The sequence below is a fragment of the Piscicoccus intestinalis NBRC 104926 genome (assembly GCF_001515525.1).
In the GTDB taxonomy this organism is placed as follows: Bacteria; Actinomycetota; Actinomycetes; order Actinomycetales; family Dermatophilaceae; genus Kineosphaera; species Kineosphaera intestinalis.
This window is the reverse complement of sequence record NZ_BCNQ01000032.1, coordinates 1-26,923: the sequence shown is the minus strand read 5'-3', so window position 1 is coordinate 26,923 and position 26,923 is coordinate 1. Positions and strand designations below refer to the sequence as shown.

Genomic DNA, 26,923 nt, shown 5'->3' with positions numbered 1-26,923 from the left:
ACCGCCTCAGCCTGGTCGCCGCCCCCGGCTGGCACACGACTCGGGGCCCGGTGCTGCGGCTCGCGTCGGCGCTGAGCGCCGTCGTGGCCGCGGCCGGCACCCTGGCGACCGACGTCGTCACCGGCTCCCGCAACGAGATCGGCGAACTCGCGGAGCCGGTGGCGCCCGGCCGCGGCGGCTCCTCCGCGATGCCGCACAAGCACAACCCGGTGCTGTCGGTGACGATCCGCAGCGCGGCGATGAGCGCCCCGGGGCTGCTCGCCACCGTGGCGACCGCCGCGGGCCAGGCCGCCGACGAGCGGCCCGACGGTGCGTGGCACGCCGAATGGCCGGCGCTTCGTGAGCTGTTGCGCCTGACCGGCGGTGTCGCCGCGCTCCTGCAGGAGCTGACCGGCGGCCTGCGCGTCGATGTCGACGCGCTGCGCCGCAACCTCGACCATTCGCTTCCGGACGTGCTCGCCGAGCGCGCCGCGCTCTCGAAGGCGGTCTCCGATTCGGCCTCGGAGCCAGCTTCCGGGGCAGGCTCAGGGGCGGCGTCCGAACGTTCCCAACCAGACCTCGACCCAGACCTCGACCCAGCCGGATACCTCGGCGAGGCAGGCGAGCTCGTCGACGAACTCGTCCGCCGCCACGCCGGCCGCACCACGCTCTCCTGACGGCGACGGCGATCAGCTCGCCGAGCCGCACCCGACCACCCGCCACGCGCCCCGCGTGAGCCATGCCCGAGGAAGGACCGATGACCGCAACCCCGCTGCCGGTGCTGACCGCCACCCAGTTGTCCGAGCCCGCCCCGCCGGGTGTACCGCCCAAGCCGGTGCTGCTGCTCGGCGCCTCCCTCGGCACCGACGCCGAGACCCTGTGGGAGCGGGTCGTGCCGCTGCTGGCCGACCGCGTGCACCTCATCGCCTGGGACCTGCCCGGGCACGGCCGCTCGCCCCGGGCCGAGGGGGCGTTCGCCGTCACCGACCTCGCCGACGCCGTCGCGGCGCTCGCCCGCGACGTGCCGGCCCCTGCCGGCCGCTACTACGCGGGCGACTCCCTCGGCGGCGCCACCGGGCTCGAACTCGGACTGCGCCACCCTGGGCTGTTCGACGGCATCGCCGTCATCTGTTCCGGCGCCGCGCTCGGCACGCCGGCGAGCTGGGCCGAACGAGCCGCGGCGGTCCGGGCCCAGGGCACGTCGAGCCTGGTCACCGCCTCCGCGGGTCGGTGGTTCGCGCCCGGCTGGCTCGAGCGCGAGGCCACTCTCGGCGGGAGGCTGTTGGGCAGCCTGTCGCGCACCGACGACGAGTCGTACGCCCGCTGCTGCGAGGCGCTGGCCGGCCACGACGTCACCGCGCGACTCGGCGGCATCGGCGACCCCGTGCTGGCGATCGCCGGTGAACTCGACGCGGTCGCGCCGCCGGCCCTGGCCGAGCAGGTCGCCCGCGGGGTGCGCTCCGGGCGCCGGCTCACCGCCTCCGGGGTGGCGCACCTCGCGCCCGCCGAAGACCCCGCGTTCACCGCGGCGGCGCTGGCCGGGATGCTCGGGCTGAGCGATCTCGGCGGTCCCGACGATCGGGGCGCGGTCGGCGGCGGCGCGCTCGACGGCAGCGGCGCGGCCGTTCCGCAGGCCACGCTCGCGCAGCTCTACGACGCCGGCATGGCGGTGCGCCGGGAGGTGCTCGGCGCCGAACACGTCGACAAGGCCAACGCCTCGATCGACGAGATCACCCGCGACTTCCAGGAATTCATCACCCGATACGCGTGGGGCGCGATCTGGACCCGCCCCGGACTCGACCGGGTGACCCGCAGCGCGATCACCCTCACCGCGATGGTCGCCGGCGGTCACCACGACGAGCTCGCGATGCACGTGCGCGCCGCCCGGCGCAACGGCATGACCCGTGAGCAGATCGTCGAGGTGCTGCTGCAGAGCGCCATCTACTGTTCCGTGCCCCACGCCAACACGGCGTTCAAGATCGCGAGCCGCGTGCTGGCCGAAGAGGACTCGTCGACGAACGCCGACGCGGACCCGCATGCCGACCGGCACGTCGACCCGCACAGCGAGGAGAACCGATGACCCAGGCACACGAGGCGTACCTGTACGACGCCGTCCGCACCCCGTTCGGCAAGTTCGGCGGTGCCCTCGCCGGTATCCGTCCCGACGACCTGGCCGCCCACATCGTGCGCGAGAGCGTGCGCCGCATGCCCGGCCTCGACCCGGCCGAGATCGACGAGGTCGTCTTCGGCAACGCGAACGGCGCCGGCGAGGAGAACCGCAACGTGGCCCGCATGGCCACCTTGCTCGCCGAGCTGCCGGTGACCATTCCCGGCACGACCGTCAACCGGCTCTGCGGCTCGAGCCTCGACGCCGCGATGATCGCGTCCCGCCAGATCGCGACCGGGGACGCCGACGTCGTGCTCGTCGGCGGTGTGGAGTCGATGAGCCGCGCCCCGTGGGTGCTGCCGAAGACCGAGCGGCCGTACCCCGCAGGCAACCTCGAGGCCGCGAACACCGCCCTGGGGTGGCGCCTGGTGAACCCGGCGATGCCGTCGCCGTGGACCGTCTCCCTCGGCGAGGCCACCGAACAGCTGCGTGAGAAGTACGACGTCGACCGCGAACGCCAGGACGAGTTCGCCGCCCGCTCACACCGGCTCGCCGCCGCCGCCTGGGACGAGGGGCGCTACGCCGACCTCGTCGTGCCCGGTCCCGCGCCGCGCAAGGGCGAGCCGCTGACCCGCGACGAGGGCATCCGCCCCGACAGCACCCCGGAGTCGCTGGCCGGTCTGAAGCCGGTCTTCCGCGCGGAGGGCGGCACCGTGACCGCCGGCAACTCCTCGCCGCTGTCCGACGGTGCGTCCGCGGTGTGGCTCGGTAGCGAGCGCGGCGGGGAGCGGCTCGGCGCGGCGCCGCTCGCCCGGATCGCGGGGCGCGCCGCGGCGGCCAACGAGCCGCAGTACTTCGGATACGCACCCGTCGAGGCCGCGAACCTGGCCCTGTCCCGCGCCGGCATCGACTGGGGCGACGTCGACGCCGTCGAGCTCAACGAGGCCTTCGCCGCGCAGTCCCTGGCCTGTCTGGACGCCTGGGACGTCGACCCGCAGCGGGTCAACGCCTGGGGCGGGGCCGTGGCGATCGGACACCCGCTCGGCGCCTCCGGCGCCCGCATCCTGGGCACCCTCGCCCGGCGCCTGCAGGCCGAGGGCGGCCGCTGGGGCGTCGCGGCCATCTGCATCGGCGTCGGCCAGGGTCTGGCCGTCGTGCTCGAAAACGTCACCTCCCCCGCGACCCCTTCGAAGGAGACAGCGTGACAACCACATTCGCTCCCACCGCCGCGGAGGCCGTGGCCTGCGTCGACGACGGTGACACCGTGCTCATCGGTGGTTTCGGCACCGCCGGCCAGCCCGTCGAACTCATCGAGGCGCTCATCGAGCGGGGCGTCGGCAACCTCACGGTGATCAACAACAACGCGGGCAACGGCGACACCGGGCTGGCGGCCCTCATCGCCGCCGGCAAGGTCGCGAAGATGATCTGCAGCTTTCCGCGCCAACGCGACAGCCACCACTTCGACGCCGCTTACCGCGCAGGCACACTCGAGCTCGAACTCGTGCCGCAGGGCACGCTCGCCGAGCGGATCCGCGCCGGCGGCGCCGGGATCGGCGGCTTCTTCACGCCCACCGGCTACGGCACGCAGCTCGCGGAGGGCAAGGAGACCCGTGTCATCGACGGCCGCGGCTACGTGCTCGAGGCGCCGCTGACGGCCGACGTGGCGCTGGTCAAGGCGCTGCGGGCGGATCGCGTGGGAAATCTCGTGTACCGCAAAACGGCCCGCAACTTCGGCCCGATCATGTGCGCGGCCGCGGACCATTCCGTCGTGCAGGTCAGCGAGGTCGTCGACGCCGGCGGCATCGATCCCGAAATCGTCGTGACCCCAGGCATCTACGTCGACACGGTCGTCGAGATCCCGAACCCGGCCACCCCGTTGAGCGCCTGAGGAGGACGCCATGACCACCACGTTGGACAAGCAGGGGCTGGCCCGCCTCGTCGCCGGCGACATCCGCGCCGGCTCATTCGTCAATCTCGGTATCGGGCAACCGACCTCGGTCTCCAACTACCTGCGGCCCGAGCAGCACGTCACCCTGCACACCGAGAACGGCATGCTCGGTATGGGCGCGCAGGCCCATGGCGACGACGTCGACGCCGACCTCATCAACGCCGGCAAGGTGCCCGTCACCGAACTGCCCGGCGCCGCGTACTTCCACCACGCCGACTCCTTCGCGATGATGCGCGGCGGTCACCTCGACGTCTGCGTGCTCGGTGCCTTCCAGGTCTCGGTCGGCGGCGACCTGGCGAACTGGTCGACGGGCGCGCCGGACGCGATTCCCGCCGTCGGCGGCGCGATGGATCTGGCCATCGGCGCGAAGGAGACCTGGGTGATGATGACGCTGTTCGCCAGGGACGGCACCTGCAAGATCGTGCCCGAGCTCACCTACCCCGCCACCGGAATCGACTGTGTCACCAGGGTGTACACGCCCGACGCGGTCTTCGTGATCGGCGACGGCGTCGTGCGGGTGCGGGAGACATACGGTGTGGGGATGCAGCAACTGAGCGAACGCATGGGCATGGAGCTGGAGCCGGTGTCATGACCGTGCGCAGTCGCGACACCGGCACCTCCGCGGCGACAGGGCTGGCGGGGGTGGCCGGTGACGCGGATGCGCACGCACCGGACGACGGGGGCTATGTGCAGTCGCTCGCTCGCGGGCTGGCGGTCATCGCCGCTTTCGACGCCGAGCACCCGTCGATGACCCTGTCGGAGGTCGCGCGGCGCACCGAGCTGTCCCGCGCCGCGGCCCGCCGATTCCTGCTCACGCTCGAACACCTGGGCTACGTGCGCAGCGACGGCCGCGACTTCTCCCTCACCCCGCAGGTCATGCGGCTGGGATTCGCCTACCTGTCGAGCCAGTCGCTGCCCGACGTCGCTCAGCCGCACCTGCAGCGGCTGTCGGCCCGACTCCAGGAGTCCACCTCGGTGGCGGTGCTCGACGGAGACGACATCGTCTACGTCGCTCGGCAGGCGACGCGACGGATCATGGCGGTGTCGATCCGCGTCGGCACCCGCTTTCCCGCGTACGCCACCTCGATGGGACGGGTGTTGCTCGCGGGATTCACGCCGGAGCAGCTGCGCGACTACCTCGATCGGGTCACCCTTGTGCCGATCACACCGTCGACCGTCACCGACCCCGAGCGGCTGCGGGAGGAGCTGGGGGTCATCGGTGAGCGCGGCTACGCGGTCGTCGACCAGGAGCTCGAACTCGGGCTGCGGTCCATCGCCGCGCCCCTGCACGACGGCGCCGGGCGGGTCGTCGCCGCGATCAACGTGTCGACGAGCGTGCTGACCCCCCACGGGGAGTCGGTCGAGCAGTTGCTCGAACCGCTGCGGCAGACCGCGGCCGCCATCGAGGCCGACCTTCGGGCTCAAGGCCGCTGACGGTCCGGTCGTCCGGAGGCCGGGTGTCGCGCACGCCGGATATTTCGATGTCGAGCATCCCGGTCGCCTAGTCTCGGAGCATGGACGACGGCATCGCGCACGACGAGGTGGACCGCATCGTCGAGGCCTGGCGTCGTGAGGCCCCACAGCTCCCGGTCGAGCCGCTGCACGTGCTCTCGCGGATCAGCCGCTTCGCCCGCCATCTCGACCGCGCCCGCAAGGAGGCCTTCTCCGGCCACGGGCTGGAGGTGTGGGAATTCGATGTGATGTCGGCGCTACGCCGGGCCGGAGCTCCCTACGAGTTGTCCCCCGGCACGCTCGTGCAGCAGACGCTGTCGACCAGCGGCACGATGACCAACCGCATCGACCGCCTCGAGCGGCGTGGTCTGGTCGAACGTCATCGCGACGCCTCCGACCGCCGCGGCGTGCGCGTGCGCCTCACCGACGCCGGGGCGCGGTCGGTCGATGCCGCGATGAGCGACCTGCTCGCGCGCGAACACGACCTGTTGGCGCAGCTGCCGGAGGCCGATCGCACCGCCCTCGCCGACTCGCTGCGGCTGTTGCTCGCGCCCCTGGAGCCCGACGGGCGCTGAGGCTACGCGGATGTGACCCAACTCACACCCCCAGCTCTCGGTGAGTTCGCTTTAGTTCCAGACGAATTCGCGTGGTTCCGAACTCAGTTTGAATCTCCCTGTCGCACTGCATTTTTCACGAATAGTAACGACTGTGAAACAAACGTATGTTCGATATCCTGCGTGCATGAACTTCACCCCTGACCTCGACGTCTCCGACGGTGCTGCGGCACCGACCGGCGACGTCGACATGTCGGGAGGCGGGGTGGCCCAGCCGGTCGGGGAAGCGCTACTGGCTCAGGTGCGAACGGCTCGCGCGGCGTTGTTGGGGTTGCCGGGGCTGTTGTCGCGGATCGGTTCTGATGAGTTGCCGGAGCTGGCTGCGGCGGCGGCCGGTGCGGTGGCGGCGGCGTGTGCCGCCCAGGCGGCGGTCGTTCTTGAGGCCGAGGATCGCGGGGTCATCGCGGAGTCCGATCACCCGCGGGTGCCGGCGTGGGTGCAGCAGTCTCACGTGGAGGCCGGGGTGCCGGTGTCGCCGGGTCGGGCCCGGGCGTTGGGAGTGTTGGCCCGGATCTGTGACCGGCAGGACGCGGCCCCGCTGCGCGAGGCCGTTCTGGACGGGCGGGTGACGGTCGAGGCGGCCGAGCTGCTCGCCGCGACCTACCGGCGGTTGCAGGGCTCGATCACGGTGAAGTCCTGGGACGGCGTGATGGACGCCCTCATCGGGTTGGCCGCCCACGGCGTGAACCGGCGCGAGCTTGCGGCGATGGAAGAGCAGCTCATCGGGCAGTACGGCACCGAGGGCGAGTACGAGGAACGCGAACGCCGCTACGAGCGGCGGGACTTCACCGAGCTGACCTTGAATCCGCGGACAGGGATGTACGAAGGCCGGGTCCGGCTCGACGCGGCGTCGGCGGCTGTGGTGATTGCCGCGATCAACGCGCTCAGCAAGCCGCGGCCCACCAAGCCCGACACGACCGGAACGGACGAGGCGCCCGCTGCCGGCACGGCAAGCTCGGGCGGCCTGGGTGGAGCGACTGGCGCGACCGATGCGACTAGTGCGGCCGACGCTGGCAGATTCGACGCTGAGGCCGAAGCCCTGGACGCGGCGGTCACCGGTCGCACCGAGCCCGACCTGCGCACCGCGGGCGAACGCCGCGCCGACGCGCTCGTCGCGCTGGCCGCCCACGCCGCGGTCCCGGACAAGGCCACTCCCGGTACCGGGGCCAAGGCCAAGGTCGTCGTGACCATCAAGCTCGCCGACCTGGTCGCCGGGCTCGAATCCGAGGCCCTTCCCGGGATGTTCGCCGACCTCGTGCGTAAGCACCGCGAGCGCACCGGCGGCACAGGGGTGCGCACCGACCACAACCACGGCTGCGGCACCACCGCCTTCGGCCACATGCTCACGCCCTCTCAGGTGCGGGTGCTGTCGTGCGACGCGCAGATCATCCCCGCCGTCCTGGGTACCGGCTCCGAACCGCTGGACCTGGGGCGCGGGAAGCGGCTGATCTCACCGGGATTGGCCACCTATCTGGCGATGCGCGACGGAGGCTGCACGTTCCCGGGGTGCTCGATGCCTCCGGCCTGGTGCGACGGGCACCACCTGATCAGCTGGCTCATGGGCGGGCCCACCGACCGGCACAACACCGCCCTGCTGTGCCGGCACCATCACACAGTCGTCCACCGGTACGACTTCGTCGGGGTTGTGATCGAGGGCCACGTCCAGTGGAGCAGAGCCGACGGCACACCCATCGGCAACCGGCCACGCGCGGGCTGACCGTGCTGGGCTGACCGCTGGGCTCACCCTGCCAGGCTGAACCAGTGGGCGGGCAGTCGCGCGCCACTATACCCGGAGGGGGTATATGATCGCTCGAGCAGAAAGGATCGACCGATGACGCAGAGCAGCGAGCCCGACCGCGGCGCCGTGCCCGAATCCGCGCCGGCCGCCCAGCCCGAGCCCCCCGAGCACCCCGAGCACCCCGAGCACGGCTACGGATACATGTCCGACAAGGACAAGTACCTCGCGCGCGTGCGACGCATCGAGGGGCAGGCGCGCGGCATCCACCGCATGATCGACGAAGACCAGTACTGCATCGACATCCTCACCCAGATCAGCGCGCTGACCAGCGCGCTGGAGAACGTCGCCCTCGCGCTGCTCGAGGATCACCTACGGCACTGCGTCGTCCACGCCGCGCAGGCGCAGGGCCCGGGGGCGCAAGCCGACCTCGACGCGAAGATCGCTGAGGCCGCCAAGGCGGTACAGCGCCTCGTGAAGTCCTGACCCCGCCGCCGCGGGGGACGGCGGGGTCGCGACCAGCCCTCAGTGACCGACCTTGTGCTCCGCGGCCAGGGCGTCCGGGTGCTCCTCGAAGTACTGCTTCCAGCGCGCTTCGATCTCCTTCTCCGGCGCCGAGGCCATGAACCCACTCGGCGCGAACACCCGCGACACGTGCGTCGGGCCCTCCGTGTCCACCCGCTGGTGGGTGCGGAACGCCTGGGCCGTGCGCAGGAGCGAGAAGAGGATGACGATGATCGCCAGCACGACGAACAGGACTGACAGCGATCCCTGGACGAACGTGTTGCGCACGACCGCTTCCATCGCCGGGACGCCCTGCGCGGTGCCCAGGTGCGTGCGCCCCTGCGCGAGCGCGTCGCGGAAGGCGTTGTGGTTGGCCCAGTAGCCGATCGCGGGGTTCGGACTGAAGATCTTCTGGAACGAGCCGGTGATCGTCACCGCCGCCGCGAACACCAGCGGCACGAACACGATCCACAGGTACCGGAACCGTCCGGTGTGCGCGGCGATCGCCAGGCACACGGCGAGCGCGATGGCGGCCAGCAACTGGTTGGCGATGCCGAACAACGGGAAGAACGTGTTGATGCCTCCGAGCGGGTCGTGCACGCCGAGGATGAGAATCGACCCCCACCCCGCGACCATGACCCCGGTGCCGAGCCACTTGCCGGGCACCCAATCAAGGTCCTTGAACCGCGGCCACACGTTGCCCAGCGTGTCCTGGAACATGAACCGGGCCACTCGGGTGCCGGCGTCGACCGAGGTGAGGATGAACAACGCCTCGAACATGATCGCGAAGTGGTACCAGAAGCCCATGAGGTTCGGGCCGCCGACGAACTGGTGCATGATGTTCGCCAGCCCGATCGCCATCGTCGGGGCGCCGCCGGTGCGCGAGACCACGGAGTGCTCCCCCACCGCCGCGGCCACCGATGAGAGCGCATCCGGAGTCGTCGACACACCGGCCAGTCCGAGGCTGTTGACGAACGCCGCCGCTCCCTCGACCGTGCCGAGCGTCGCCGCCGGCGAGGAGTTCATCGCGAAGTAGAGGCCGCGATCGATACTCGAGGCGCACACCAGCGCCATCATCGCGACGAACGATTCGGCGAGCATGCCGCCGTAGCCGATCATGCGAGTCTGGCGTTCCTTCTCGACGAGCTTGGGCGTGGTGCCCGAGGCGATCGTCGCGTGGAACCCCGAGAGGGCGCCGCACGCGATCGTCACGAACAGGAACGGGAAGAGGGCACCGCTGAAAACCGGGCCGTCGTCGCGGAAGGCCAGTTCGGAGAAGGCCGGCGCCGTGACCTCGGGGCGCACCACCACGATGCCGATGGCCAGCAGCGCGATCGTGCCGATCTTCATGAACGTCGACAGGTAGTCGCGCGGAGTCAGCAAAATCCACACCGGCAGCACGGCCGCGACGAAGCCGTACACGATGACAGCCCACGCCAGCGTGCCGCGGTCGAGGGTGAAGATCGCGGACAGCGTCGGGTCGGCGGCGACGTACCCGCCTCCGATGATCGAGGCGAGCAGCAGCGTGACCCCGATGAGCGAGACCTCCCCAACCTTGCCCGGTCGCACGAACCGCATGTACACGCCCATGAGCAGCGCGATCGGGATCGTCATGCCGACGCTGAACACGCCCCAGGGGCTCTCGCCCAGGGCGTTGACGACGACGAGCGACAGGATCGCGATGATGATGAGCATGATCGTCAAGGTCGCCAGCAGCGCGGCCGCGCCCCCGATCGGCCCGAGCTCGTCCTTGGCCATCTGACCGATCGACCGCCCGCCTCGGCGCATCGAGTAGAACAGCACGATGTAGTCCTGCACCGCTCCGGCGAAGATCACGCCGACGATGATCCAGATCGTCGAGGGCAGGTACCCCATCTGCGCCGCGAGGATGGGGCCGACGAGCGGCCCGGCTCCGGCGATCGCCGCGAAGTGATGCCCGAACAGCACCCGCCGGTCGGTCCGCACGAAGTCCTTACCGTCGGCCGCGTATTCGGCCGGGGTGGCGCGCAGGTCGTTGGGGCGCGTGAGCTTGTTCTCGATGTACTTCGAGTAGAACCGGTAGGCGATGGCGTACGTGCACAAGGAGGCGAAGACGAACCAGATCGCATTGACGTGCTCTCCGCGAACGAGCGCCAGCATCACCCACGACAGGCCGCCGAGCAGCGAAATGACGCCCCAGATGATGATCTTCGACAAGGGCCACGACCGGTCGTGCGCATCGAGCACACTCGGATCGACCGCGACCGGAGGCAAGTCCGGGTCCGGCACGAGGTGGGGGTCGCGAGAGGTGACGGATGACATGCTCGCCTCCTGGCAGAGAGCCGAAAAGGCCCGGGCGCCGCGGGCCGTGGCCACATGCTGCCACCGTGTTCGCCCGTGCGGGACGCGATCCCGAGAGAAAGCTGGACGAGACCTGATATCGAGCCACATTTTTGCGCAAATTCGCGTTTCGGGCCTTCGCGGTCGGGTCTCCTAGGACAGTTGATGAGGACCGGAGGCGGGCCCGGGAATCCCGCGCCGACGGCACGCAGACCGACGGGACGGACACCGACGGAAGGACCCAGCGATGCTCATGGACACCGGCTCCCCGACGCCCCAGGTCGCGCACGCGGCCGGGGGGTGCGCGATGTCGGGTCGGGCCCTGGCCATCCGCCACGTGCCGTTCGAGGATCTCGGCCTGCTGGCACCCCTGTTGCACGAGCGCGGACTCGCCACCGGCTATCTCGACGCCGGCATCGACCCGATCACCCCGGACGCGCTGCTCGGCCCGGACCTGCTCGTCGTTCTCGGCGGTCCGATCGGCGTCTACGACATCGACCGCTACCCGTTTCTGGCCGCCGAGAAGAAGGCCATCGCGGCACGCCTGCGGGCCGGCGGGCCGACGCTCGGCATCTGCCTCGGCGCGCAACTCATCGCCGACGCCCTCGGCGCCCGGGTCGCCCCCACCGGGCGCACCGAGATCGGCTACGGGCCTGTGCACCTCACCCGGGAAGGCCGCCGGTCGGCGCTCGCCCCGCTCGACGCGGTCGACGTGCTGCATTGGCACGGCGACCAGTTCGAGATTCCGTCCGGCGCCTCCCGGCTCGCCGAGACCCCCGGTTTTCCGAACCAGGCCTTCAGCGCCGGGCCGCGCGTGCTCGGGCTGCAGTTTCATCTCGAGGCCGATCACACGCAGATCGAACGATGGCTCGTCGGGCACGCCCACGAGCTGGCCACGGCCGGCATCGACCCCAATCGCATCCGCACCGAGGCCGGCGGCAAGGGCCGTCGCCTCGCCCAGCCCGCCCGCAAGGTCATCGACACCTGGCTGGACGCCGCGCTACAGAGCGGCCGGACGGAGTAGTCAGTCCACTTCCTCGGACAGCTCGAGCCAGCGCTCCTCGAGCTGCGTCACCTCCGCCTCCAGCGGCGTCAGTTGCGCGGTGAGCCGGCCGAGCCCCACGTAGTCGTTCTGGTCGTGCGCGGCCATCTGCTCGTGCAGCGCCGCGATCTGTTGTGTCACCCGGTCGATACGCCGCTCGGTCGCCGACAGCTCCCGCTGCGCGGCGCGGCGCTGCGCGGCCGAACGCTCGGGGGCCGGCGCGGATGACGCCTCCGCCCCGGAGCCGGCCGGCCCGCCTCCCGCCGCTCGCGACTGGTCCTCGGCGCGGCGCACCGCGAGGTACTCCTCGACGCCGCCCGGCACGTGCCGCAGCCGGCCGCCCAGGATCGCGTACTGCTGGTCGGTGACCCGCTCCAACAGGTAGCGGTCGTGCGAGACGACGAGCAGCGTGCCCGGCCAGGAGTCGAGCAGGTCTTCCATCGCCGCGAGCATGTCGGTGTCGACGTCGTTGGTCGGCTCATCGAGGATCAGCACGTTCGGTTCGTCGAGCAGCACGAGCAGCAGCTGCAGGCGCCGCCGTTGCCCGCCGGAGAGCTCCCCGACCCGGGCCGACAGGTGCGCCCGCGAGAACCCGAGCCGCTCGAGCAGCTGCGCCGGGGTCATGTCCTTGCCGTCGACGGTAAACGTGGTGCGGGTCCGCGCCAGCACCTCTCGCACACGATCCTGTGCGATCTGGTCGAGCTGGGTGAACTGCTGGTCGAGCGTGGCGAGGCGTACGGTCTTGCCGCGCTTGACGCGCCCCGCCGACGGGGTCACGGTTCCGGCGACAAGGCCCAGCAGCGTCGACTTGCCGGCGCCGTTCGCCCCGAGGATGCCGGCGCGTTCCCCCGGCCCGATGCGCCACGTGACGTCGCGCAGCACCTCCCGGTCGCCGAAGCTCACGCCCGCGTCCTCGAGGTCGACGACGTCCTTGCCGAGCCGGGCCGTGGCCAGCCGGGCCAACTCGACCCGGTCGCGCGCCGGCGGCACGTCGGCGATGAGCTGGTTCGCGGCGTCGATCCGGAACTTCGGTTTGCTCGTGCGCGCCGGCGGCCCGCGCCGCAGCCACGCGAGCTCCTTGCGCATGAGGTTCTGCCGCTTGGCCTCGATGGTCGCCGCCTGCCGGTCGCGCTCGACGCGCTGCAGCACGTACGCGGCGTACCCGCCCTCGAACGGCTCGACGATGCGGTCGTGCACCTCCCACGTCGTCGTGCACACCTCGTCGAGAAACCACCGGTCGTGCGTGATGACCAGCAACGCCCCGGCCGTGCGCGCCCACCGGTTCCGCAGGTGCGCGGCGAGCCAGGCGATGCCCTCCACGTCGAGGTGGTTCGTCGGCTCGTCGAGACCGATGACGTCCCAATCGCCGATGAGCAGCGCCGCCAGCGCGACCCGGCGGCGCTGCCCGCCGCTGAGGGTGCCGACGGCGGCGGTCCAGTCGATGTCGGCGACGAGTCCGTCGATGACGTCACGCACCCGCGCGTCACCGGCCCACTCGTGCTCCGGGATGTCGCCGACGATCGTCTCCCCGACGGTCGCGGCCGGGTCAAGGTCGTCGCTCTGATCCAGCACCCCCACCCGCAGGCCGCTGCGGCGGGTGACACGGCCGGCGTCCGGCTCCTGCCGGCCGGTGAGCAGGCGCAGCAGGCTCGACTTGCCGTCTCCGTTGCGGCCGACGATGCCGATGCGCATGCCCTCGTCGATGCCGAGCGTCACCGCGTCGAAGACGACGCGGGTCGGATACTCCAGATGCAGGCCCTCGGCCCCCAGCAGGTGTGCCACGTCAGCGGACCGCCGTCGCGGCCGGCAGCACGTGCGCGCCGTGCGCGGGCCCGATCGCGCGTTTGACGTCGCTGGCCACCCCGGAGGCGGTGAGTGCCACCGCGAGGTCGAGCGCCCCTTCCGGCCCGTCCACGAGAAACGCCAGCGTCGGCCCGGAGCCGGAGACGATGCCGCCGAGCGCGCCGTACTCCAGCCCGGCCTCGAGCACCTCGGCGAGCTCCGGACGCAGGCTCAGCGCCGCCTCCTGCAGGTCGTTGCGCAGCGCCGACCCCAGCGCGCGGGGATCGCCCGAACGCAGCGCCGCCATCATCGCCGGAGACGGTTCGGGGTCGGGGATGTCGGTCTCGCCGCGCTCCTCGCGCAGCCGGTCGCACTCGGCGAAGACCGCGGGGGTCGACAGGCCCGTCTCCGAGACGGCGAGAACCCAGTGGTAGCGGCCGCGGCCGAGCACCGGCGCGACGCGTTCGCCGCGGCCCGAGCCGATCGCGGTGCCGCCGGTCAGCGCGAAGTTGATGTCGCTGCCGAGCGTGGCGGCGAGCTCGTCGAGCAGCTCGCGGTCGCTGCCCAGGCGCCACAGCGCGTCGCACGCGACGAGGGTGGCGGCGGCGTCGGCCGATCCCCCGGCCATGCCCGCCGCGACCGGGATCTCCTTGGCGATGTGGATGTGCACCGGCCCGGGCCGCGGGTCCGGAACCGGTCGTGACTCGGCGGTGGGCACGGACCGCACGGCGCAGCCGCCGTTCGCGCGCTGGTCGCGCTCGGTCTCGTCACGTTCCAGTGCGTGGGTGTCGGCGTCGTCGTCGGCGGCGCGCTCGGACCCGGCCCGCTCGGCGAGCAGGCGGGCCGCCCGCACAGCGAGGTTGTCGCCGCCGGCGGGCACCAGCGCGGCGTACGGGCCGGAGACCGTGGCGCCCCACCTCGGCGCCGGCACGACCGTGACGTCGTCGTACAGCCCGACGGCGTGGAAGACCGTCGACAACCCGTGGTACCCGTCGGCGCGGCGCGGCCCGATGATCAGCTCGAGGTTGATCTTGGCGGGGACACGAACTGTGACGCCACCGCGGGCCGCAGAAGTCATGGCCGCAACCCTAATCTGCGGGCCGCGGCCCACCCGCGGGTGGGCGCGAGTGCGTCAGTCCACCGCGGCGGCGATGCCCGCGAACGCCTCGATGTCGAGTTGCTCGCCGCGGGCGCGGGGGTCGATGCCGGCGGCCAGCAGGGCGGCCTCCGCGCGGTCGGCCCCGCCGGCCCAGCCCGCGAGGGCCGCTCGCAGGGTCTTGCGGCGCTGGGCGAAGGCCGCGTCGACGCAGGCGAACACGCGCTCCCGCGGCGCGGTCGTCTCCGGTGGGTTGTGCCGGTCGAGCGCGACAAGCCCGGAGTCGACGTTGGGCACGGGCCAGAAGACGGTGCGCGGCACGGTGCCGGCGAGCCGCACATCGCCGTACCAGGCGGCCTTGAGGCTGGGCACCCCGTACGCCTTGCTGCCCGGGTTCGCGGCCAGCCGCTGGGCGACCTCGAGCTGCACCATGACGAGCACCCGGCGCAGCGTCGCGAAGCGCGCCAGGAACGACAGGATCACCGGCACCGACACGTTGTACGGCAGGTTTGCCACAAGCGCGGTCGGCTCGACCGGCAACGCCTCGACGCGCAGGGCGTCGGCCTGAACGACCCGCAGACGGTCTGCCCGGCTCGGCGCGAGGGTCCGCACGGTGCGCGGCAGCTGCTGCGCCAGCGCCGGGTCGACCTCGACGGCCGTCACCGAGCGCGCGGCCTCCAGCAGCGGCAGCGTCAGCGAGCCGAGGCCGGGGCCGACCTCGACGACGTCGTCACCGGGCCCGACTCCGGAGGCGCGCACGATGCGGCGCACGGTGTTGGCGTCGATGACGAAGTTCTGCCCCCACGACTTGGTCGGCCGCAGATCGAGCCGGGCTGCCAGCTCGCGGATCGAGGCGGCCCCGAGCAGCTCGACGCCCGAGTCGTGCAGATCGCCAGGGCCGCCCGCGTCGGGTTCGGAGCCGGTCACCACGGCCCGTAGAGGCGTTCGGAGTTCTCCGACAGCGCCGCGCACAGCGTGGGCACCGACACGTTGAGCACGCCGGCCATGACTCGGACCGTGAGCGGCACCAGGTAGGGCGCGTTGGTCGCGCCGCGGTGCGGCGAGGGTGTGAGGTAGGGGGCGTCGGTCTCGACGAGCAGCCGGTCCAAGGGCACCACCGACAGGGCGTTGCGCAGCCCACGGGCGTTCTTGAAGGTGACGGTGCCGGCGAACGACAGGTGGTAGCCGCGGCGCACGCACTCGCCGGCCATGTCCATGTCGCCGGAGAAGCAGTGCATGACGGTGCGCTCGGGGGCGCCGACCTCGGCGAGCACCGCGAGCACGTCGTCGTGGGCGTCGCGGTCGTGGATCTGCAGGGTGCGGTCGAGGCGCTTGGCGATCTCGATGTGCGCCCGGAACGAGTCGAGCTGCGCCTGCCGGCCCTCGGGGCCGGTGCGGTAGTAGTCGAGTCCGGTCTCCCCGACGACGCGGATGCGCTGGTGGCGGGCGAGGGCCTCGATGCGGGTCAGGCCCTCGTCGAGGGCGCCGGCGGCGGCCAGCCGCGGCGCCTCGTTGGGGTGCAGCGCGACCCCGCCGAGCAGCTCGGGGTGCTCGTCGACGACCCGAGCGGTCCATTCGGCCGCCTCCAACTCGCAGCCGATCTGCACGACGCGGTCGACCCCCACCGCCGCGGCCTGCGCCAACGTGCGCGCCAGGTCGGGAGGCGGATCGCCATCGCGGCCCATGTCGAGGTGGCAGTGATTGTCGACGACCGGCAGCGGCAGCGGGTGCGGCGGGGCCGGCGTCGCTCGCCCGGTGACGCCCTCGCCGGCCTCCGCGCTCATCGCCGCCACCCCGCTGGACCGCTCACTGCTCCTCCGTCTGCGGAGCCAGTCGCGCCAGCTCCTCCTCGACGACGCTCGGGTCGAGCTTGGTGAAGACCGGCCTGGGCTTGGCGATCGGCGTGCCCACGACGATCGGGCGAGAGGCCCACGGCGCGAAGCCCGAGTAGTCGCCGGTGATCACGGGGTAGGTGCGCACCTGCGGCACGGCCTGTGGCAGACCCTCGACGGCGTCGTCGAAGTCGAGCACCTCCTCCAGGCGCGGCATCGGCGTCAGCGTGCCGTCGCCGCCGAGCACCGCATCGACCGCGTTGGAACTGTGCGGCAGGAACGGGCTGAGCATGACGTTGAGGTCGCTCACGCACTGCGCGAGCGTGTGCAGGATCGTGCCGAGACGCTCCCGCTGGTCGTCGCCCTTGAGCTTGAACGGCTCGGTGCGCGAGACGTAGGCGTTGGTCTCGCCGACCAGGCGCATGGCCTCGGCGATGCCGGCCCGCTGCCGGTGCCGCCCGATGAGGCCGCCGACCGTCTCGAAGCCGCCGCGCACCGCGGCGAGGACCTCCTCGTCGACGGGCTCGAGCGGCCCCGGCTGCGGGATCTGCCCGAAGTTCTTGGCGATCATGGTCGCGGTGCGGTTGACGAGGTTTCCCCAGCCGGCGACGAGCTCGGAGTTGGTGCGCTGCACGAACTCGGCCCACGTGAAGTCGGAGTCGCTGCTCTCGGGGCCCGCGGCGCAGATGAAGTAGCGCAGCGCGTCGGGCTGGTAGCGGCTCAGCATGTCGCGCACGTAGATGACGACGCCGCGGCTGGAGGAGAACTGCTTGCCCTCCATCGTCATGAATTCGCTGGCCACCACCTCGGTGGGCAGGTCGAGCACGCCGTACTGCCCGGGCTGCCCGCCCTTGTCACCGGCTCCGGCGTAGCCGAGCAGCTCGGCCGGCCAGATCTGGGAGTGGAAGGTGATGTTGTCCTTGCCCTGGAAGTAGTAGGAGACGGCCTCGGGGTCGTTCCACCACTCGCGCCAGCGATCGGGCTCCCCGAGACGGCGGGCCCACTCGATGGAGGCGGACAGGTAGCCGATCACCGCGTCGAACCACACGTACAGCCGCTTGCTCGGTTGCTCGCGCCACCCGTCGAGCGGGATCGGAATGCCCCAGTCGATGTCGCGGGTCATCGCGCGCGGCTTCATGTCGGCCAGCAGGCCCTTGGAGAAGCGGATGACGTTGGGGCGCCACAGGCCGCTGGCCTCCCGGTCGGCGATGAACTCGGCCAGCGCGTCGGCCAAAGCGGGCAGGTCGAGGAAGAAGTGCTGGCTCTCGACGAATTGGGGTGTCTCGCCGTTGATCTTGGAGCGCGGGTCGATGAGGTCGGTGGGGTCGAGCTGGTTGCCGCAGTTGTCGCACTGGTCGCCGCGGGCGTCGGGGAACTTGCAGATGGGGCAGGTGCCCTCGATGTACCGGTCGGGCAGGGTGCGACCCGTGGACGGGCTGATCGCGCCGCTGGTGGTCTGCTCGATCATGTAGCCGTTGGCGTGCACGACCCGGAACAGCTCCTGCACGACCGCGTAGTGGTTGCGGGTGGTGGTGCGGGTGAACAGGTCGTAGGACAGCCCGAGGGCGACGAGGTCTTCGACGATGATGCGGTTGTTGGTGTCGGCCAGCTCCTGCGGCTTGACCCCGGCGGCGTCGGCGGCCACGAGGATCGGGGTGCCGTGCTCGTCGGTGCCACTGACCATGAGCACGTCGTGTCCGGCCATCCGCATGTACCGGCTGAAGACGTCGGAGGGCACGCCGAAACCGGCGACGTGGCCGATGTGACGTGGGCCGTTGGCGTACGGCCAGGCGACGGCAGACAGGACCTTGCTCATGGCAGGCGAGTCTAGTTGCGGGCACCGACAAGACCCGCAGGGGTTTCACGAGCGCCGCGGGAGGTCGAACTCACCCCTTGGCGCGGCTCTTGGCGGCCTTCTTGAACTCGCGCACGGCCTCCAGAGTGGCGGGGTCGACGACGTCGGCGACCGAGCGCGTCGAGCCGTGCTCCGCGTAGGGCCCGATGGCCTCGCGCCAGCCCGGGGGCGTGACGCCGAGCTGCTTGCCGAGCAGGGCCGCGAAGATCCGTGCCTTCTGGTCGCCGAAGCCGGGCAGCTTCTTGAGCCGCGTCAGCAGCTCCTTCGTCGAGCCCGCGCCCTCCCAGATCGCGGCAGGCCGCCCGTCGTAGTCGTCGACGACGACCCGCGCGAGCTGCTGGATGCGCCCGGCCATCGAGCGGCCGTACCGGTGGATCGCCGGCGGCGTCGCGCACAGGTCGGCGAAGGCCTCCGGCTCCGCCTCGGCGATGCGGCGCGGGTCGAGACTGCCGAACCGCTCAAGGATCTTCGCCGGCCCGGCGAACGCCCGTTCCATCGGAAATTGTTGATCGAGCAGCATGCCAGGGAGCAGGGCGAAGTCGTCGGTGGACAGCACCGCGTCGGCGGCTTCGTCCTGGGCGATACGGATCGTGCGGCTCATGAGCGGCACCCTACGCGGGCCCGCCGCCACGACCGTGAGCTGCAGGGTCAGGGGTGCTGGCGGGAGCGCAGGTGGGCCAGGCGCACGCTCTCGTCGCGCTGGGGCAGGGTGGCCAGGGAGGTGTGGTTGAACACGAGGTTGAGCACGAACGCGGTGATCGCGGCGAGCACGATGCCGTCGGACAGGATCGTCACCGACCAGTCCGGGAAGTGTTCGAACATGCCCTCCATGAACCGCGGCAGCAGCCCGAGCGAGATGGCGGTCGCGACGATCGTCGCGTTGACGCTGTCGTGCAGGCCGCCCTTGCGCAGGGTCTGGATGCCGACGACGGCGATCGTGCCGAACAGCACGAGCGCGGCGCCGCCGACGACCGGCCCGGGCAGCGACGCGACGATCGCGCCCATCTTCGGCACGAACCCCATGACGACGAGCAGCGCGCCGGAGACGGCGGTGACGTAGCGGCTGTGCACCCCGGTCGTGCGCACCGCCCCAACGTTCTGGTTGAAGACCGTGTCGTAGAACGAGTTCATGATGCCGCCGAGCACGCCCGACAGTCCGTCGGCGGCCAGGGCCCGCGCGATATCGCCCCGGGTCAGCGGCTTGCCGGTGATCTCCGCGAGCGCCATGACGCTGGCCAGCGACTCGGCGAACACCACCGCCATGACGATCGAGCACGAGATGACCCCCGCGATCGGAAAGGCCGGCGCGCCGAAGTGGAAGGGCGTCACGACCCCGAACCAGTGCGCCGGCCCCACGCTGCTGAAGTTCAGCAGCCCGAGTGGCCAGGAGACGAGGATGCCGACGACGATCGAGACGAGCAGCCCCGCCTGCGCCCAGAACCCGCGCATCAGCGTCGTGAACGCCAGCGCCACCGCCATGACCACGGCCCCGACGAGGATCCGGGACGGCTGCCCGTACGTGGGCAGCTCCGGGTTGTTGCCGACGATGAGCCCGCCGGCGACGCTGACCAGTGACACCCCGACGACGACCAGCACGGAGCCGGTGACCAGCGGCGGGAAGTACCTGATCACCAGCGAGAACGGGTAGGCCAGCAGCATGCCGACGATGCCGCCGGCGAGCATGCACCCCCACACGGCGTGCAGCCCGTACTCCTGGCCGATCGCCACCAGCGGCGCCAGCTGGATGAACGTGGCTCCGCCGATGATCGGCAGCCGCGCCCCGAGGATCCGCCCGACGCCCAGGCTCTGGATGATCGTGATGACCCCGCACACCAGCAGGTCGGCGTTGACGAGCATCGCGATCGTCGCCTGGTCCAGGTCCATCGCGGCCCCGAACGCCAGCGGCACCGCGACCGCGCCGCCGTACATGATGAGCAGGTGCTGGATCGCGAACGTCGCGGTCTTGGCGGCGGGCAGGCGTTCGTCGACGCCGCTCCCACTCTGGGCGGCGAGATCGTTCGCCGCGTCCGTACGCGCATCTGTCGACATGCTGACCTCGTCACTGGAGAAGGGAGCCGGGCGCTGCACGCCCCCTCGCTGCTAGCCGGCGCTAGCCGGGAGCCGGTACGACGCCAACCCAGTGCACACAACCGGCGTTTCGCCGTGATACGACCTGTGTTTCCGGCGAATTTCACCTGGTCGTTCCGCGCGGGCGCGGGTCGCTGTTAGCGTCGTGACACAGGCCGGGTGCTCGCAGGGACTCCTGGGCACCCCGGGCACCCTGGGCACCACGGGCACCGTGGCACCGAGGCCCCGAGCACCGATCCCCGACGACGTGGAGGACACCATGCCGAAGCCCTATGCCAGCGGAGTCGTTCCCGTCTCGGTCGAGGCCGTGTGGGAGCTGGTCCGGCCGTTCGACGGCCTGCCGCAGTGGCATCCGACGATCGCGCAGAGCCGTCTGACTCAGGGTGAGGAGGGTCAGGTCGGCGCGGTGCGCCGGCTCGAGTTGGCGAACGGCGCCGTGGTCGTCGAGCGGCTGGTCACCCTCGACGACGCGGCGACGACGTTCAGCTACGAGTTCGTCGAGAACCCGTTCGACGTGCGTCGCTACGTCTCCACGTTGCGGCTGGCGCCGGTCACCGACACCGGCCACACGTTCGTGCAGTGGTGGGGCGAGTACGACGCCGACGCCTCCGTCGAGAGCGAGATGACCCCGGTGTTCCGCGACGACGTGTACGCCGCGGGCATCACGGCCCTGCAGCGCCGGTTCAGCTGACCGGCGGCACCGCCGTCACGCACAGATTTCGGCGCGCGGCAGGCGCGCCGAAATGTTTGGGTGGAGGGGCTGCGCCCGCAGCGACCAGCCGACAGCAGAGGTGCATCGTGGACCAGCCCACCCCGCAGCCGAACCAGCCCCACTCCCCCCACTCCGAGGACTCCGCCAAGGTCGTCGAGCTGCTCCGCGACGAGCGCCTCGCGATGGTCACGACGATCGGGTCCGACGGCGGGCTGCAGGCACGGCCGATGGCCATCCAGAAGGTCGCCGACGACGGTGACCTGTGGTTCTTCATCGGTCGCACCTCCGACCAGGCCCGGGCGATCGAGGCCGAGCCGCGCCTCAACGTGGCCGTCTCCTCGCAGGGCACGTGGATCTCGGTGGCCGGGCGCGGCGAGATCGTGCGCGACGAAGCGCTCATCGAAGAGCTCTGGGGGCCCCTCGTCGAGGCGTGGTTCACCGACGGCCCCACCGACCCGGAGGTCGGGCTCCTGCACGTCGACGCCGATTCCGCCGAGTACTGGGACAGCCCCGGCGGTCGCATCGCCTCGCTCGTCTCCTTCGTCAAGGCCAAGGCCACCGGCGAGCGCCTCGAGGGCGACAACGCCGCCACGCCGATGCCGTGACAGGCTGACTCTGGCAGGCCAGCGTCTGGAGCCGGGGCGGCACCAGACGGTGGGAGATTCGCCCGCGCAGACGCGGCAGATCTGCCACCATGTTCCGGCCGTGCGCCCAGGACTCAGCGTGACGGGAGATCGATGACCTACGTGTTGACCGCGGCGATCGTGGTGTTGGCGATCAATCTCGCGGTCGCCGTCGCCGGAGCCGCCCGCGGCAGCGGCGGCCCCCGCGGCGAGGGGGAGCCCGACGCCTGGCTGCTCGGGGTGCTCATCTCGGGCACCGCGGGCGCCGCGATCCTCGCCGCCGCCTCGCAGGCGCTGCGTCAGTCCGGGCTCGTCGACGCCGCCCTGGCCCTCATGGCGCTGGCGCTCGTCATCGTCGCTGCCCGGTCCGCCGCGCGCCGCGCCGGAGCCGGTCGGGCTGACGCCGACGCCGACGCCGACCCCGACGCCGCCGGCGCGAGCGCCGATTCCGAGCGCGGGGCCGACCGGTGATCGCGCTCGACGTCCTCGCCGCCGTCTTCATCGCCGCGGGCTGCGTGTTCTTCACCGCCGGCACGGTGGGCATCTGGCGGTTCGGCGACCTCGCCTCGCGCCTGCACGCCCTGACCAAGGCCGACAACCTTGGCCTCGGGCTCCTGCTCGTCGGACTCATGCTGCAGGCCGACACCCTCGCCACCGCCGCCAAGCTCGCGCTCGTGTGGCTGTTCGCCGTGTTCTCCTCGGCCCTCGGGGCCCGCCTCCTGGCGGCCGGGGTCCTCGCCGACTCCGACGCCGAGGCGACCTCCGAAGGCCGCCCCTCGTGAACGAGCCGGTCAGCCCCGTCCATATCGCCCTCGGCGGGCTGCTCGTCACGCTCGCGGTCGCCGCGATCTTCGCCCGCACCCGCAACGCCTCGGCGCTGCTATTCCTCGCGTTCGGCGCCGTGCTCGCCACGGTCTGGGCGGTGGTCGGCTCCCCCGACGTCGCCCTCGCCGAGGCCGCCCTCGGAGCCGGTGTCATGGGCGCCCTCATGGTCGCGATGGTCACGCGGCACCCGCGGCGGTTTCCGCTGCGCGACCGCTCGGAGTCACCGCCGCGCACCCTGGCGGTGCTGTCGATGGCGAGCCTGGCGATCGGCACCCTCATCGTCGGGGTCGGCGCGGCGCTGACCCCGACGCTCGGCGAACAACCCCGCTGGCAGGAGCCGGTGGCCCAGCAGCTGCCGAACGCGGGCTTCGAGCACGGGGTCACCGCGGTGCTGCTGAACTTCCGCGCCTACGACACGCTGCTGGAGTCGTTCGTCATCGTGCTGGGGGCCGTGGCCGTCACGGCGCTCGTCGAGTGGCCGGACGGACCGCCTCCGGCCTCGTCGCCGCGGCTGCCCGACGCGTTCCGCTGGTTCGTCGGGCTCGCCGCCCCGGCCCTGCTCGTGTTCGCCGGCTGGGTGTTGTTCGCCGGCACGAGCCAGGCGGGCGGCGCGTTCCAGGCCGGCGCGGTGCTCACCGGCCTGCTCATCCTGCTGCGACACTCCCCGTTCGACCCGACGCCGCGCCTGCACCGGTGGCTGCCGGTGGCGGTGACGATGGGCGTCGTCGTGTTCGTGGCCTCCGCGATCCTCGGGCCGCTGACCGGCAACCCGTGGCTGCGGTACGACCCGGCGTTCGTCGGGCCGGTGCTCGTCACCGTCGAGATCTTCCTGACGCTGGGCATCGCGGCCGGACTGTTCGCGCTGTATCTGTGCCTGTCCGCCGGAGACGACCCGGCCGCGCAGCGATCGGCCGAGTCGCCCGGCGAGGTGCCGCGGTGAGCGCCGGCACGTTCTTCGTCCTCGTCGCGATCACCCTGTTCAGCCTGGGTCTCGTGCGAGTCAGCCTCGCCGCCGACCACCTCGCCCGCCTCGTCGCGCTCAACGTCATGGGCGCGGGCACCCTGCTCGTGCTCATCGTGCTCGCCGCCCGCAGCGCGCCGATCGACCCGGTGCTGTCGGCGCTGGCCATCACCGGACTCGTCATCACCGTCGCGTTCACTGGGGTCGGCCTCGTGCTCGCCGAACGCATCGAGACCGCCCGCGCACAGCGCAAGACCCAGGGCGCGGGTGAGCAGGAATGATCGACGCCACCCTCCCCCTCGGCGGCGCGGTGCTGCTGCCCGTGCTGGCCGCCGCGGTCGCGGCCTGCCTGCCGCGCCGCGCGCGGCCGTGGCTCGGGGTGCTCGCGAGCCTGGCGACGCTGGTCGTCGTCGTGCTCGCGGCCGTCTCCAACCTCACCGGCTCCGTGCAGACCGAACTCGGCGGCTGGACCCCGCCGCTGGGCATCGGGCTGCGCCTGACCGGCCCGGGCGCGCTGCTCATCCTCATGACCGCGCTCGTCGGCGCCGCGATCAGCCTGTACGCGGCCGCGCTGCCCTCGGGCACCGGCGGCCCGGCGTTCTGGCCGCTGTGGCTGGGGTGCTGGGCCGGCCTCAACGCCGTCTACGTCAGCGACGACCTGTTCAACATCTACGTCGCCCTCGAGGTCGTCACGCTCGCGGCCATCGCCCTCGTCGCGCTCGGCGGCCCGCCGGCCTGGTCGGCGGCGTTTCGCTACCTCATGATCGCCGTCGTCGGCGCCATGCTCTTCCTGCTCGCGGTCGGGCTGATCTTCGCCCAGACCGGAACGCTCGAGCTGCACGCCGCCACCGACTCCCTCGGCGGCACGACCGCGGCGCTCGCGGTGAGCCTGGCCGCGACCGGGCTCGCGCTGAAGGTCGCGCTCATGCCGCTGCACGGCTGGCTCATCCCGGCCCACTCGGCGGCGCCGGCCGCGGTGAGCCCGCTGCTGTCGGCGCTGGTCGTCAAGGCGAGCCTGTACGTGCTGTGGGAGCTCGTGCTCCTGCTGCCCCAGGCCGGGGCGCTGCTCGCGTGGGTGCTCGGCGCGCTTGGGGTGCTCGCGCTGCTCGGCGGCCCGATCATGGCGCTGCGCCAGAGCCGGCTCAAGCCGGTCGTCGCGTACTCCACCGTCGCGCAGGCCGGCTACTGGTTCGTCGCGCTGCCGGTCATCGTCACCGACGACTCCAGCGCCGCCACCCCCGGCACCGCCGCGGCCGCGGCCCTCGCCGGCACCCTGCTGCTCGTGCTCAGCCACGGCGTGGCCAAGGCCGCGCTGTTCATGAGCGCCGGCATCCTCAAGGAGGCCTACGGCACCGACGAGCTCGACGCCCTCGGCGGCGCCGGGGCGAGCATGCCGATGATCGTCATGGCGATGGGAACCGCGGCGGTCAGCCTCGCGGGGCTGCCGATCACCCTCGGCTTCTCCGGCAAGTGGCAGCTCGCGACCGCCGCGGTCATCGGCTCGCACTGGTGGCTCATCGCCGTGCTGCTGCTGGGCACCCTGCTGTCGGCGGCCTACCTCGTGCGCACGCTGCGGCCGATGCTGCTCATCCCCGACGACGAGCCCGACGTGCGCCCCGCCCACGTGCCGCTGCACGTGCAGGCCATCCCGATGACCCTCGGCCTGCTGGCCGTCGTGCTCGGGTTCGCCACCGTCCCGATCCTCGGGATCGTCTCCAGGGGTGGCCTGTGATCGACTCCCTGCTCGCCTCGCTCGTCGGGCTCGTCAACACCGCCGCCCCGCTGACCGTCGTCGTCGCCCTGACGACGGCAATTCTCGTCTTCCCGCTGCCGCAGTCGGCGGCCCGCGCCCGTACGGCCATCAACCTCACCGGCGCGCTGCTCAAGGTCGCCATCGTCGTCAGCCTCATCCCGCCGGTCGTCGCCGGCGCCCGGCCCGAGTGGTCGATGCCGTTCCTGCCCGGCATCGACCTCGTGTTCCGCGTCGAACCGTTCTCGCTGTACTTCTCCGCGCTCTCGGCGCTGCTGTGGCTGCTGACGACGATCTACGCGATCGGCTACCTGCGCGGCAAGCCCCACCAGAGCCGGTTCTTCGGCTTCTTCAGCCTGTGCGTCACCGCGACCGCCGGCATCTCCTTCGCCGGCAACCTCGTGACGTTCCTCGTGTTCTACGAGCTGCTCACGCTCGCCACCTACCCGCTCGTCGCGCACTGGGGCACCCCGAAGGCCCTGGACGCCGCCCGCCTCTACCTGCGGTACGCGCTGACCGCCGGCCTCACCCTCCTCGTGGGCGTCGTGTGGCTGACGCTGCTCGCCGGGCCCATCGACTTCGCCGAGGGCGGCGCGGAGGCGGTCGCCCGCATCGCCGCCGACTCCCCCGCCACGGCGATCGCGATCTTCGTGCTGCTCATCGGCGGCCTGTCGGTCAAGGCGGCGCTCGTGCCGGTGCACGGCTGGCTGCCGAAGGCGATGGTGGCGCCCGCGCCCGTCTCCGCGCTGCTGCACGCGGTGGCGGTCGTCAAGGCCGGCGTGTTCGGGGTCGTGCGGGTCATCGACGACGTCTACGGCGTGCCCGTCGCGCAGCGGCTCGGGGTACTCACGCCGCTGCTCGTGCTCGCCGCGATCACGATCCTGTACGGCTCGTACCAGGCCCTGCGCCAGAGCGACCTCAAGGCCCGGCTCGCGTATTCGACCGTCTCCCAGGTCAGTTACATCACGCTCGGGATCTGCCTGGCGCACGTGACGGCGACGACCGGCGGGCTCGCGCACATCGTGCACCAGGGCGTCATGAAGATCACGCTGTTCTTCTGCGCCGGGCTGTTCGCCGAGGTCGTCGGCGTCACGACGATCCGCGGGCTGGCCGGGGTGGGGCGGCGCATGCCGCTGACGTCGGCGGCCTTCACCGTCGGCGCGTTCGGCATGATCGGGGTGCCCCCGACGGCCGGGTTCGTCACCAAGTGGTATCTCGGCGTCGGGGCGGTCGAGGCCGGGCAGGGCTGGGTGGTCGCCGTGCTCATGATCTCCTCGCTGCTCAACGCCGCCTACTTCCTGCCGATCGTCTACCTCCTGTGGTTCGTCGAGCCCCGGGAGGAGTTCGCGCCGAGCACGACGCGGGCCGAGGCGCCGCTGGCGCTGCTCGTGCCGGCCGTCGTGACGATGGTGCTGACGTTCGTCGCGGGCCTGGCGGCCGGGGCCGATCTGTCTCCGCTGTATCTGGCGCACCTCATCGCTCAGGGGGTGTTCTCATGACCGTCTCCGACGGGGCGCTGTGGGTGCTCGCCGCGACCGGCCCGATCGTGCTCGCGGGCGCACTCATGCTCGCCGGGCTGCTGCCGGCGGGGGCCGCGGCCGCCTCCCGGGCCGGGCTCGTGCGGCTGGCCCCGTTCGTCGTGCTGCCGGCGGTCGCGCTCGCGGTGCTGGCCCCGCCGCCGGCCCGCGTCGACTGGCTG

27 protein-coding genes are annotated in these 26,923 nt (G+C 71.9%); 19 read left to right on the top strand and 8 right to left on the bottom strand.

Features of this window, described 5'->3' with window-relative positions:
• The 9 genes from PINTE_RS07355 to PINTE_RS07315 all read left to right on the top strand — a co-directional run.
• A partial coding sequence (locus tag PINTE_RS07355; RefSeq protein WP_245642839.1) for a lyase family protein occupies nt 1-656 on the top strand: 656 nt, incomplete at its 5' end.
• A gap of 80 nt (nt 657-736) precedes the next feature.
• Complete coding sequence (gene pcaDC / locus PINTE_RS25005) at nt 737-2,059, top strand: bifunctional 3-oxoadipate enol-lactonase/4-carboxymuconolactone decarboxylase PcaDC (RefSeq protein ID WP_084343348.1); 1,323 nt, start codon at nt 737-739, stop codon at nt 2,057-2,059.
• A complete protein-coding gene (locus tag PINTE_RS07345; protein WP_068428005.1) occupies nt 2,056-3,291 on the top strand; it encodes a thiolase family protein in 1,236 nt (411 codons plus the stop codon). The genes pcaDC and PINTE_RS07345 overlap by 4 nt, the downstream gene beginning before the upstream one ends.
• Nucleotides 3,288-3,974, top strand: a complete 687-nt coding sequence (locus tag PINTE_RS07340; protein WP_068428002.1) for a 3-oxoacid CoA-transferase subunit A — start codon at nt 3,288-3,290, stop codon at nt 3,972-3,974. The genes PINTE_RS07345 and PINTE_RS07340 overlap by 4 nt, the downstream gene beginning before the upstream one ends.
• 10 nt (nt 3,975-3,984) lie before the next feature.
• On the top strand, nt 3,985-4,626 hold the full coding sequence (locus PINTE_RS07335) for a CoA-transferase (RefSeq protein ID WP_068427998.1): 642 nt from the start codon (nt 3,985-3,987) through the stop codon (nt 4,624-4,626).
• A gap of 95 nt (nt 4,627-4,721) precedes the next feature.
• Complete coding sequence (locus PINTE_RS07330) at nt 4,722-5,468, top strand: IclR family transcriptional regulator domain-containing protein (protein WP_245642840.1); 747 nt, start codon at nt 4,722-4,724, stop codon at nt 5,466-5,468.
• Nucleotides 5,469-5,548: 80 nt separating this feature from the next.
• Nucleotides 5,549-6,061 carry a MarR family winged helix-turn-helix transcriptional regulator gene (locus PINTE_RS07325; protein WP_068427995.1) on the top strand — a complete coding sequence of 171 codons (513 nt, stop codon included), beginning with the start codon at nt 5,549-5,551 and terminating at the stop codon, nt 6,059-6,061.
• Nucleotides 6,062-6,227: 166 nt separating this feature from the next.
• Nucleotides 6,228-7,817, top strand: coding sequence for an HNH endonuclease signature motif containing protein (locus tag PINTE_RS07320; protein WP_068427992.1), 1,590 nt, complete (start codon nt 6,228-6,230; stop codon nt 7,815-7,817).
• Nucleotides 7,818-7,931: 114 nt separating this feature from the next.
• The gene (locus tag PINTE_RS07315) at nt 7,932-8,321 is read left to right on the top strand and encodes a metal-sensitive transcriptional regulator (protein ID WP_084343346.1); all 390 of its coding nucleotides are present in this window, start codon (nt 7,932-7,934) and stop codon (nt 8,319-8,321) included.
• A 39-nt stretch (nt 8,322-8,360) separates the two neighbouring features.
• Here PINTE_RS07315 and PINTE_RS07310 read toward each other — a convergent pair whose 3' ends face one another.
• Nucleotides 8,361-10,640: a carbon starvation CstA family protein gene (locus tag PINTE_RS07310; RefSeq protein ID WP_068427989.1), complete on the bottom strand. Its 2,280-nt coding sequence runs from the start codon at nt 10,638-10,640 to the stop codon at nt 8,361-8,363.
• Nucleotides 10,641-10,905: 265 nt separating this feature from the next.
• Here PINTE_RS07310 and PINTE_RS07305 point away from each other — a divergent pair, with 265 nt between their 5' ends.
• Nucleotides 10,906-11,682 (top strand): glutamine amidotransferase, encoded by a 777-nt coding sequence (locus PINTE_RS07305; protein ID WP_245642838.1) that lies wholly within the window; start codon nt 10,906-10,908, stop codon nt 11,680-11,682.
• Here the strand turns inward: PINTE_RS07305 and PINTE_RS07300 are convergent, their stop codons facing one another.
• The 7 genes from PINTE_RS07300 to PINTE_RS07270 all read right to left on the bottom strand — a co-directional run bounded on the left by PINTE_RS07300 (nt 11,683) and on the right by PINTE_RS07270 (nt 20,314).
• Complete coding sequence (locus PINTE_RS07300) at nt 11,683-13,482, bottom strand: ABC-F family ATP-binding cassette domain-containing protein (RefSeq protein WP_068427985.1); 1,800 nt, start codon at nt 13,480-13,482, stop codon at nt 11,683-11,685. It abuts the gene before it with no gap.
• Nucleotide 13,483: 1 nt separating this feature from the next.
• Nucleotides 13,484-14,560: a 4-(cytidine 5'-diphospho)-2-C-methyl-D-erythritol kinase gene (locus PINTE_RS07295; protein WP_068427983.1), complete on the bottom strand. Its 1,077-nt coding sequence runs from the start codon at nt 14,558-14,560 to the stop codon at nt 13,484-13,486.
• 54 nt (nt 14,561-14,614) lie between these two features.
• On the bottom strand, nt 14,615-15,505 hold the full coding sequence (gene rsmA / locus PINTE_RS07290) for a 16S rRNA (adenine(1518)-N(6)/adenine(1519)-N(6))-dimethyltransferase RsmA (protein ID WP_373280147.1): 891 nt from the start codon (nt 15,503-15,505) through the stop codon (nt 14,615-14,617).
• Nucleotides 15,502-16,362, bottom strand: coding sequence for a TatD family hydrolase (locus tag PINTE_RS07285; protein WP_068428026.1), 861 nt, complete (start codon nt 16,360-16,362; stop codon nt 15,502-15,504). The genes rsmA and PINTE_RS07285 overlap by 4 nt, the downstream gene beginning before the upstream one ends.
• A 22-nt stretch (nt 16,363-16,384) precedes the next feature.
• Complete coding sequence (metG, locus tag PINTE_RS07280; RefSeq protein ID WP_068427981.1) at nt 16,385-18,226, bottom strand: methionine--tRNA ligase; 1,842 nt, start codon at nt 18,224-18,226, stop codon at nt 16,385-16,387.
• A 70-nt stretch (nt 18,227-18,296) separates the two neighbouring features.
• Nucleotides 18,297-18,866, bottom strand: coding sequence for an HhH-GPD-type base excision DNA repair protein (locus tag PINTE_RS07275; protein WP_068428023.1), 570 nt, complete (start codon nt 18,864-18,866; stop codon nt 18,297-18,299).
• 47 nt (nt 18,867-18,913) lie between these two features.
• Complete coding sequence (locus PINTE_RS07270) at nt 18,914-20,314, bottom strand: nucleobase:cation symporter-2 family protein (RefSeq protein ID WP_157087120.1); 1,401 nt, start codon at nt 20,312-20,314, stop codon at nt 18,914-18,916.
• A 298-nt stretch (nt 20,315-20,612) separates the two neighbouring features.
• On the opposite strand from PINTE_RS07270, the gene PINTE_RS07265 reads away from it, so the two are divergent.
• The 9 genes from PINTE_RS07265 to PINTE_RS07225 form a co-directional block, all read left to right on the top strand.
• A complete protein-coding gene (locus PINTE_RS07265) occupies nt 20,613-21,044 on the top strand; it encodes an SRPBCC family protein (protein ID WP_068428019.1) in 432 nt (143 codons plus the stop codon).
• A gap of 107 nt (nt 21,045-21,151) precedes the next feature.
• Nucleotides 21,152-21,670: a pyridoxamine 5'-phosphate oxidase family protein gene (locus PINTE_RS07260; protein ID WP_245642837.1), complete on the top strand. Its 519-nt coding sequence runs from the start codon at nt 21,152-21,154 to the stop codon at nt 21,668-21,670.
• 132 nt (nt 21,671-21,802) lie between these two features.
• Nucleotides 21,803-22,159 (top strand): hypothetical protein, encoded by a 357-nt coding sequence (locus PINTE_RS07255; RefSeq protein ID WP_068427980.1) that lies wholly within the window; start codon nt 21,803-21,805, stop codon nt 22,157-22,159.
• A complete protein-coding gene (locus tag PINTE_RS07250) occupies nt 22,156-22,470 on the top strand; it encodes a cation:proton antiporter (RefSeq protein WP_245642836.1) in 315 nt (104 codons plus the stop codon). Before PINTE_RS07255 ends, PINTE_RS07250 begins: the two co-directional genes overlap by 4 nt.
• The gene (locus tag PINTE_RS07245) at nt 22,467-23,453 is read left to right on the top strand and encodes a hydrogenase subunit MbhD domain-containing protein (protein WP_068427978.1); all 987 of its coding nucleotides are present in this window, start codon (nt 22,467-22,469) and stop codon (nt 23,451-23,453) included. Before PINTE_RS07250 ends, PINTE_RS07245 begins: the two co-directional genes overlap by 4 nt.
• Nucleotides 23,450-23,755: an NADH-quinone oxidoreductase subunit K gene (locus PINTE_RS07240; RefSeq protein WP_068427976.1), complete on the top strand. Its 306-nt coding sequence runs from the start codon at nt 23,450-23,452 to the stop codon at nt 23,753-23,755. The genes PINTE_RS07245 and PINTE_RS07240 overlap by 4 nt, the downstream gene beginning before the upstream one ends.
• Nucleotides 23,752-25,206 (top strand): complex I subunit 5 family protein, encoded by a 1,455-nt coding sequence (locus PINTE_RS07235; RefSeq protein ID WP_068427973.1) that lies wholly within the window; start codon nt 23,752-23,754, stop codon nt 25,204-25,206. Before PINTE_RS07240 ends, PINTE_RS07235 begins: the two co-directional genes overlap by 4 nt.
• Nucleotides 25,203-26,723 carry a proton-conducting transporter transmembrane domain-containing protein gene (locus PINTE_RS07230; protein WP_084343344.1) on the top strand — a complete coding sequence of 507 codons (1,521 nt, stop codon included), beginning with the start codon at nt 25,203-25,205 and terminating at the stop codon, nt 26,721-26,723. The genes PINTE_RS07235 and PINTE_RS07230 overlap by 4 nt, the downstream gene beginning before the upstream one ends.
• Nucleotides 26,720-26,923, top strand: a 204-nt coding sequence (locus PINTE_RS07225) for a hypothetical protein (protein WP_217996525.1), incomplete at its 3' end; no start/stop codon positions are given. The genes PINTE_RS07230 and PINTE_RS07225, both read left to right, overlap by 4 nt.

Coding starts and splice junctions, on each gene's coding strand:
- pcaDC (WP_084343348.1), top strand. CDS start 737: ATGACCGCAACCCCGCTGCCGGTGCTGACCGCCACCCAGTTGTCCGAG.
- PINTE_RS07345 (WP_068428005.1), top strand. CDS start 2,056: ATGACCCAGGCACACGAGGCGTACCTGTACGACGCCGTCCGCACCCCG.
- PINTE_RS07335 (WP_068427998.1), top strand. CDS start 3,985: ATGACCACCACGTTGGACAAGCAGGGGCTGGCCCGCCTCGTCGCCGGC.
- PINTE_RS07325 (WP_068427995.1), top strand. CDS start 5,549: ATGGACGACGGCATCGCGCACGACGAGGTGGACCGCATCGTCGAGGCC.
- PINTE_RS07320 (WP_068427992.1), top strand. CDS start 6,228: ATGAACTTCACCCCTGACCTCGACGTCTCCGACGGTGCTGCGGCACCG.
- PINTE_RS07315 (WP_084343346.1), top strand. CDS start 7,932: ATGACGCAGAGCAGCGAGCCCGACCGCGGCGCCGTGCCCGAATCCGCG.
- PINTE_RS07310 (WP_068427989.1), bottom strand. CDS start 10,640: ATGTCATCCGTCACCTCTCGCGACCCCCACCTCGTGCCGGACCCGGAC.
- PINTE_RS07305 (WP_245642838.1), top strand. CDS start 10,906: ATGCTCATGGACACCGGCTCCCCGACGCCCCAGGTCGCGCACGCGGCC.
- PINTE_RS07295 (WP_068427983.1), bottom strand. CDS start 14,560: ATGACTTCTGCGGCCCGCGGTGGCGTCACAGTTCGTGTCCCCGCCAAG.
- PINTE_RS07285 (WP_068428026.1), bottom strand. CDS start 16,362: ATGAGCGCGGAGGCCGGCGAGGGCGTCACCGGGCGAGCGACGCCGGCC.
- metG (WP_068427981.1), bottom strand. CDS start 18,226: ATGAGCAAGGTCCTGTCTGCCGTCGCCTGGCCGTACGCCAACGGCCCA.
- PINTE_RS07275 (WP_068428023.1), bottom strand. CDS start 18,866: ATGAGCCGCACGATCCGTATCGCCCAGGACGAAGCCGCCGACGCGGTG.
- PINTE_RS07270 (WP_157087120.1), bottom strand. CDS start 20,314: ATGTCGACAGATGCGCGTACGGACGCGGCGAACGATCTCGCCGCCCAG.
- PINTE_RS07265 (WP_068428019.1), top strand. CDS start 20,613: ATGCCGAAGCCCTATGCCAGCGGAGTCGTTCCCGTCTCGGTCGAGGCC.
- PINTE_RS07255 (WP_068427980.1), top strand. CDS start 21,803: ATGACCTACGTGTTGACCGCGGCGATCGTGGTGTTGGCGATCAATCTC.
- PINTE_RS07235 (WP_068427973.1), top strand. CDS start 23,752: ATGATCGACGCCACCCTCCCCCTCGGCGGCGCGGTGCTGCTGCCCGTG.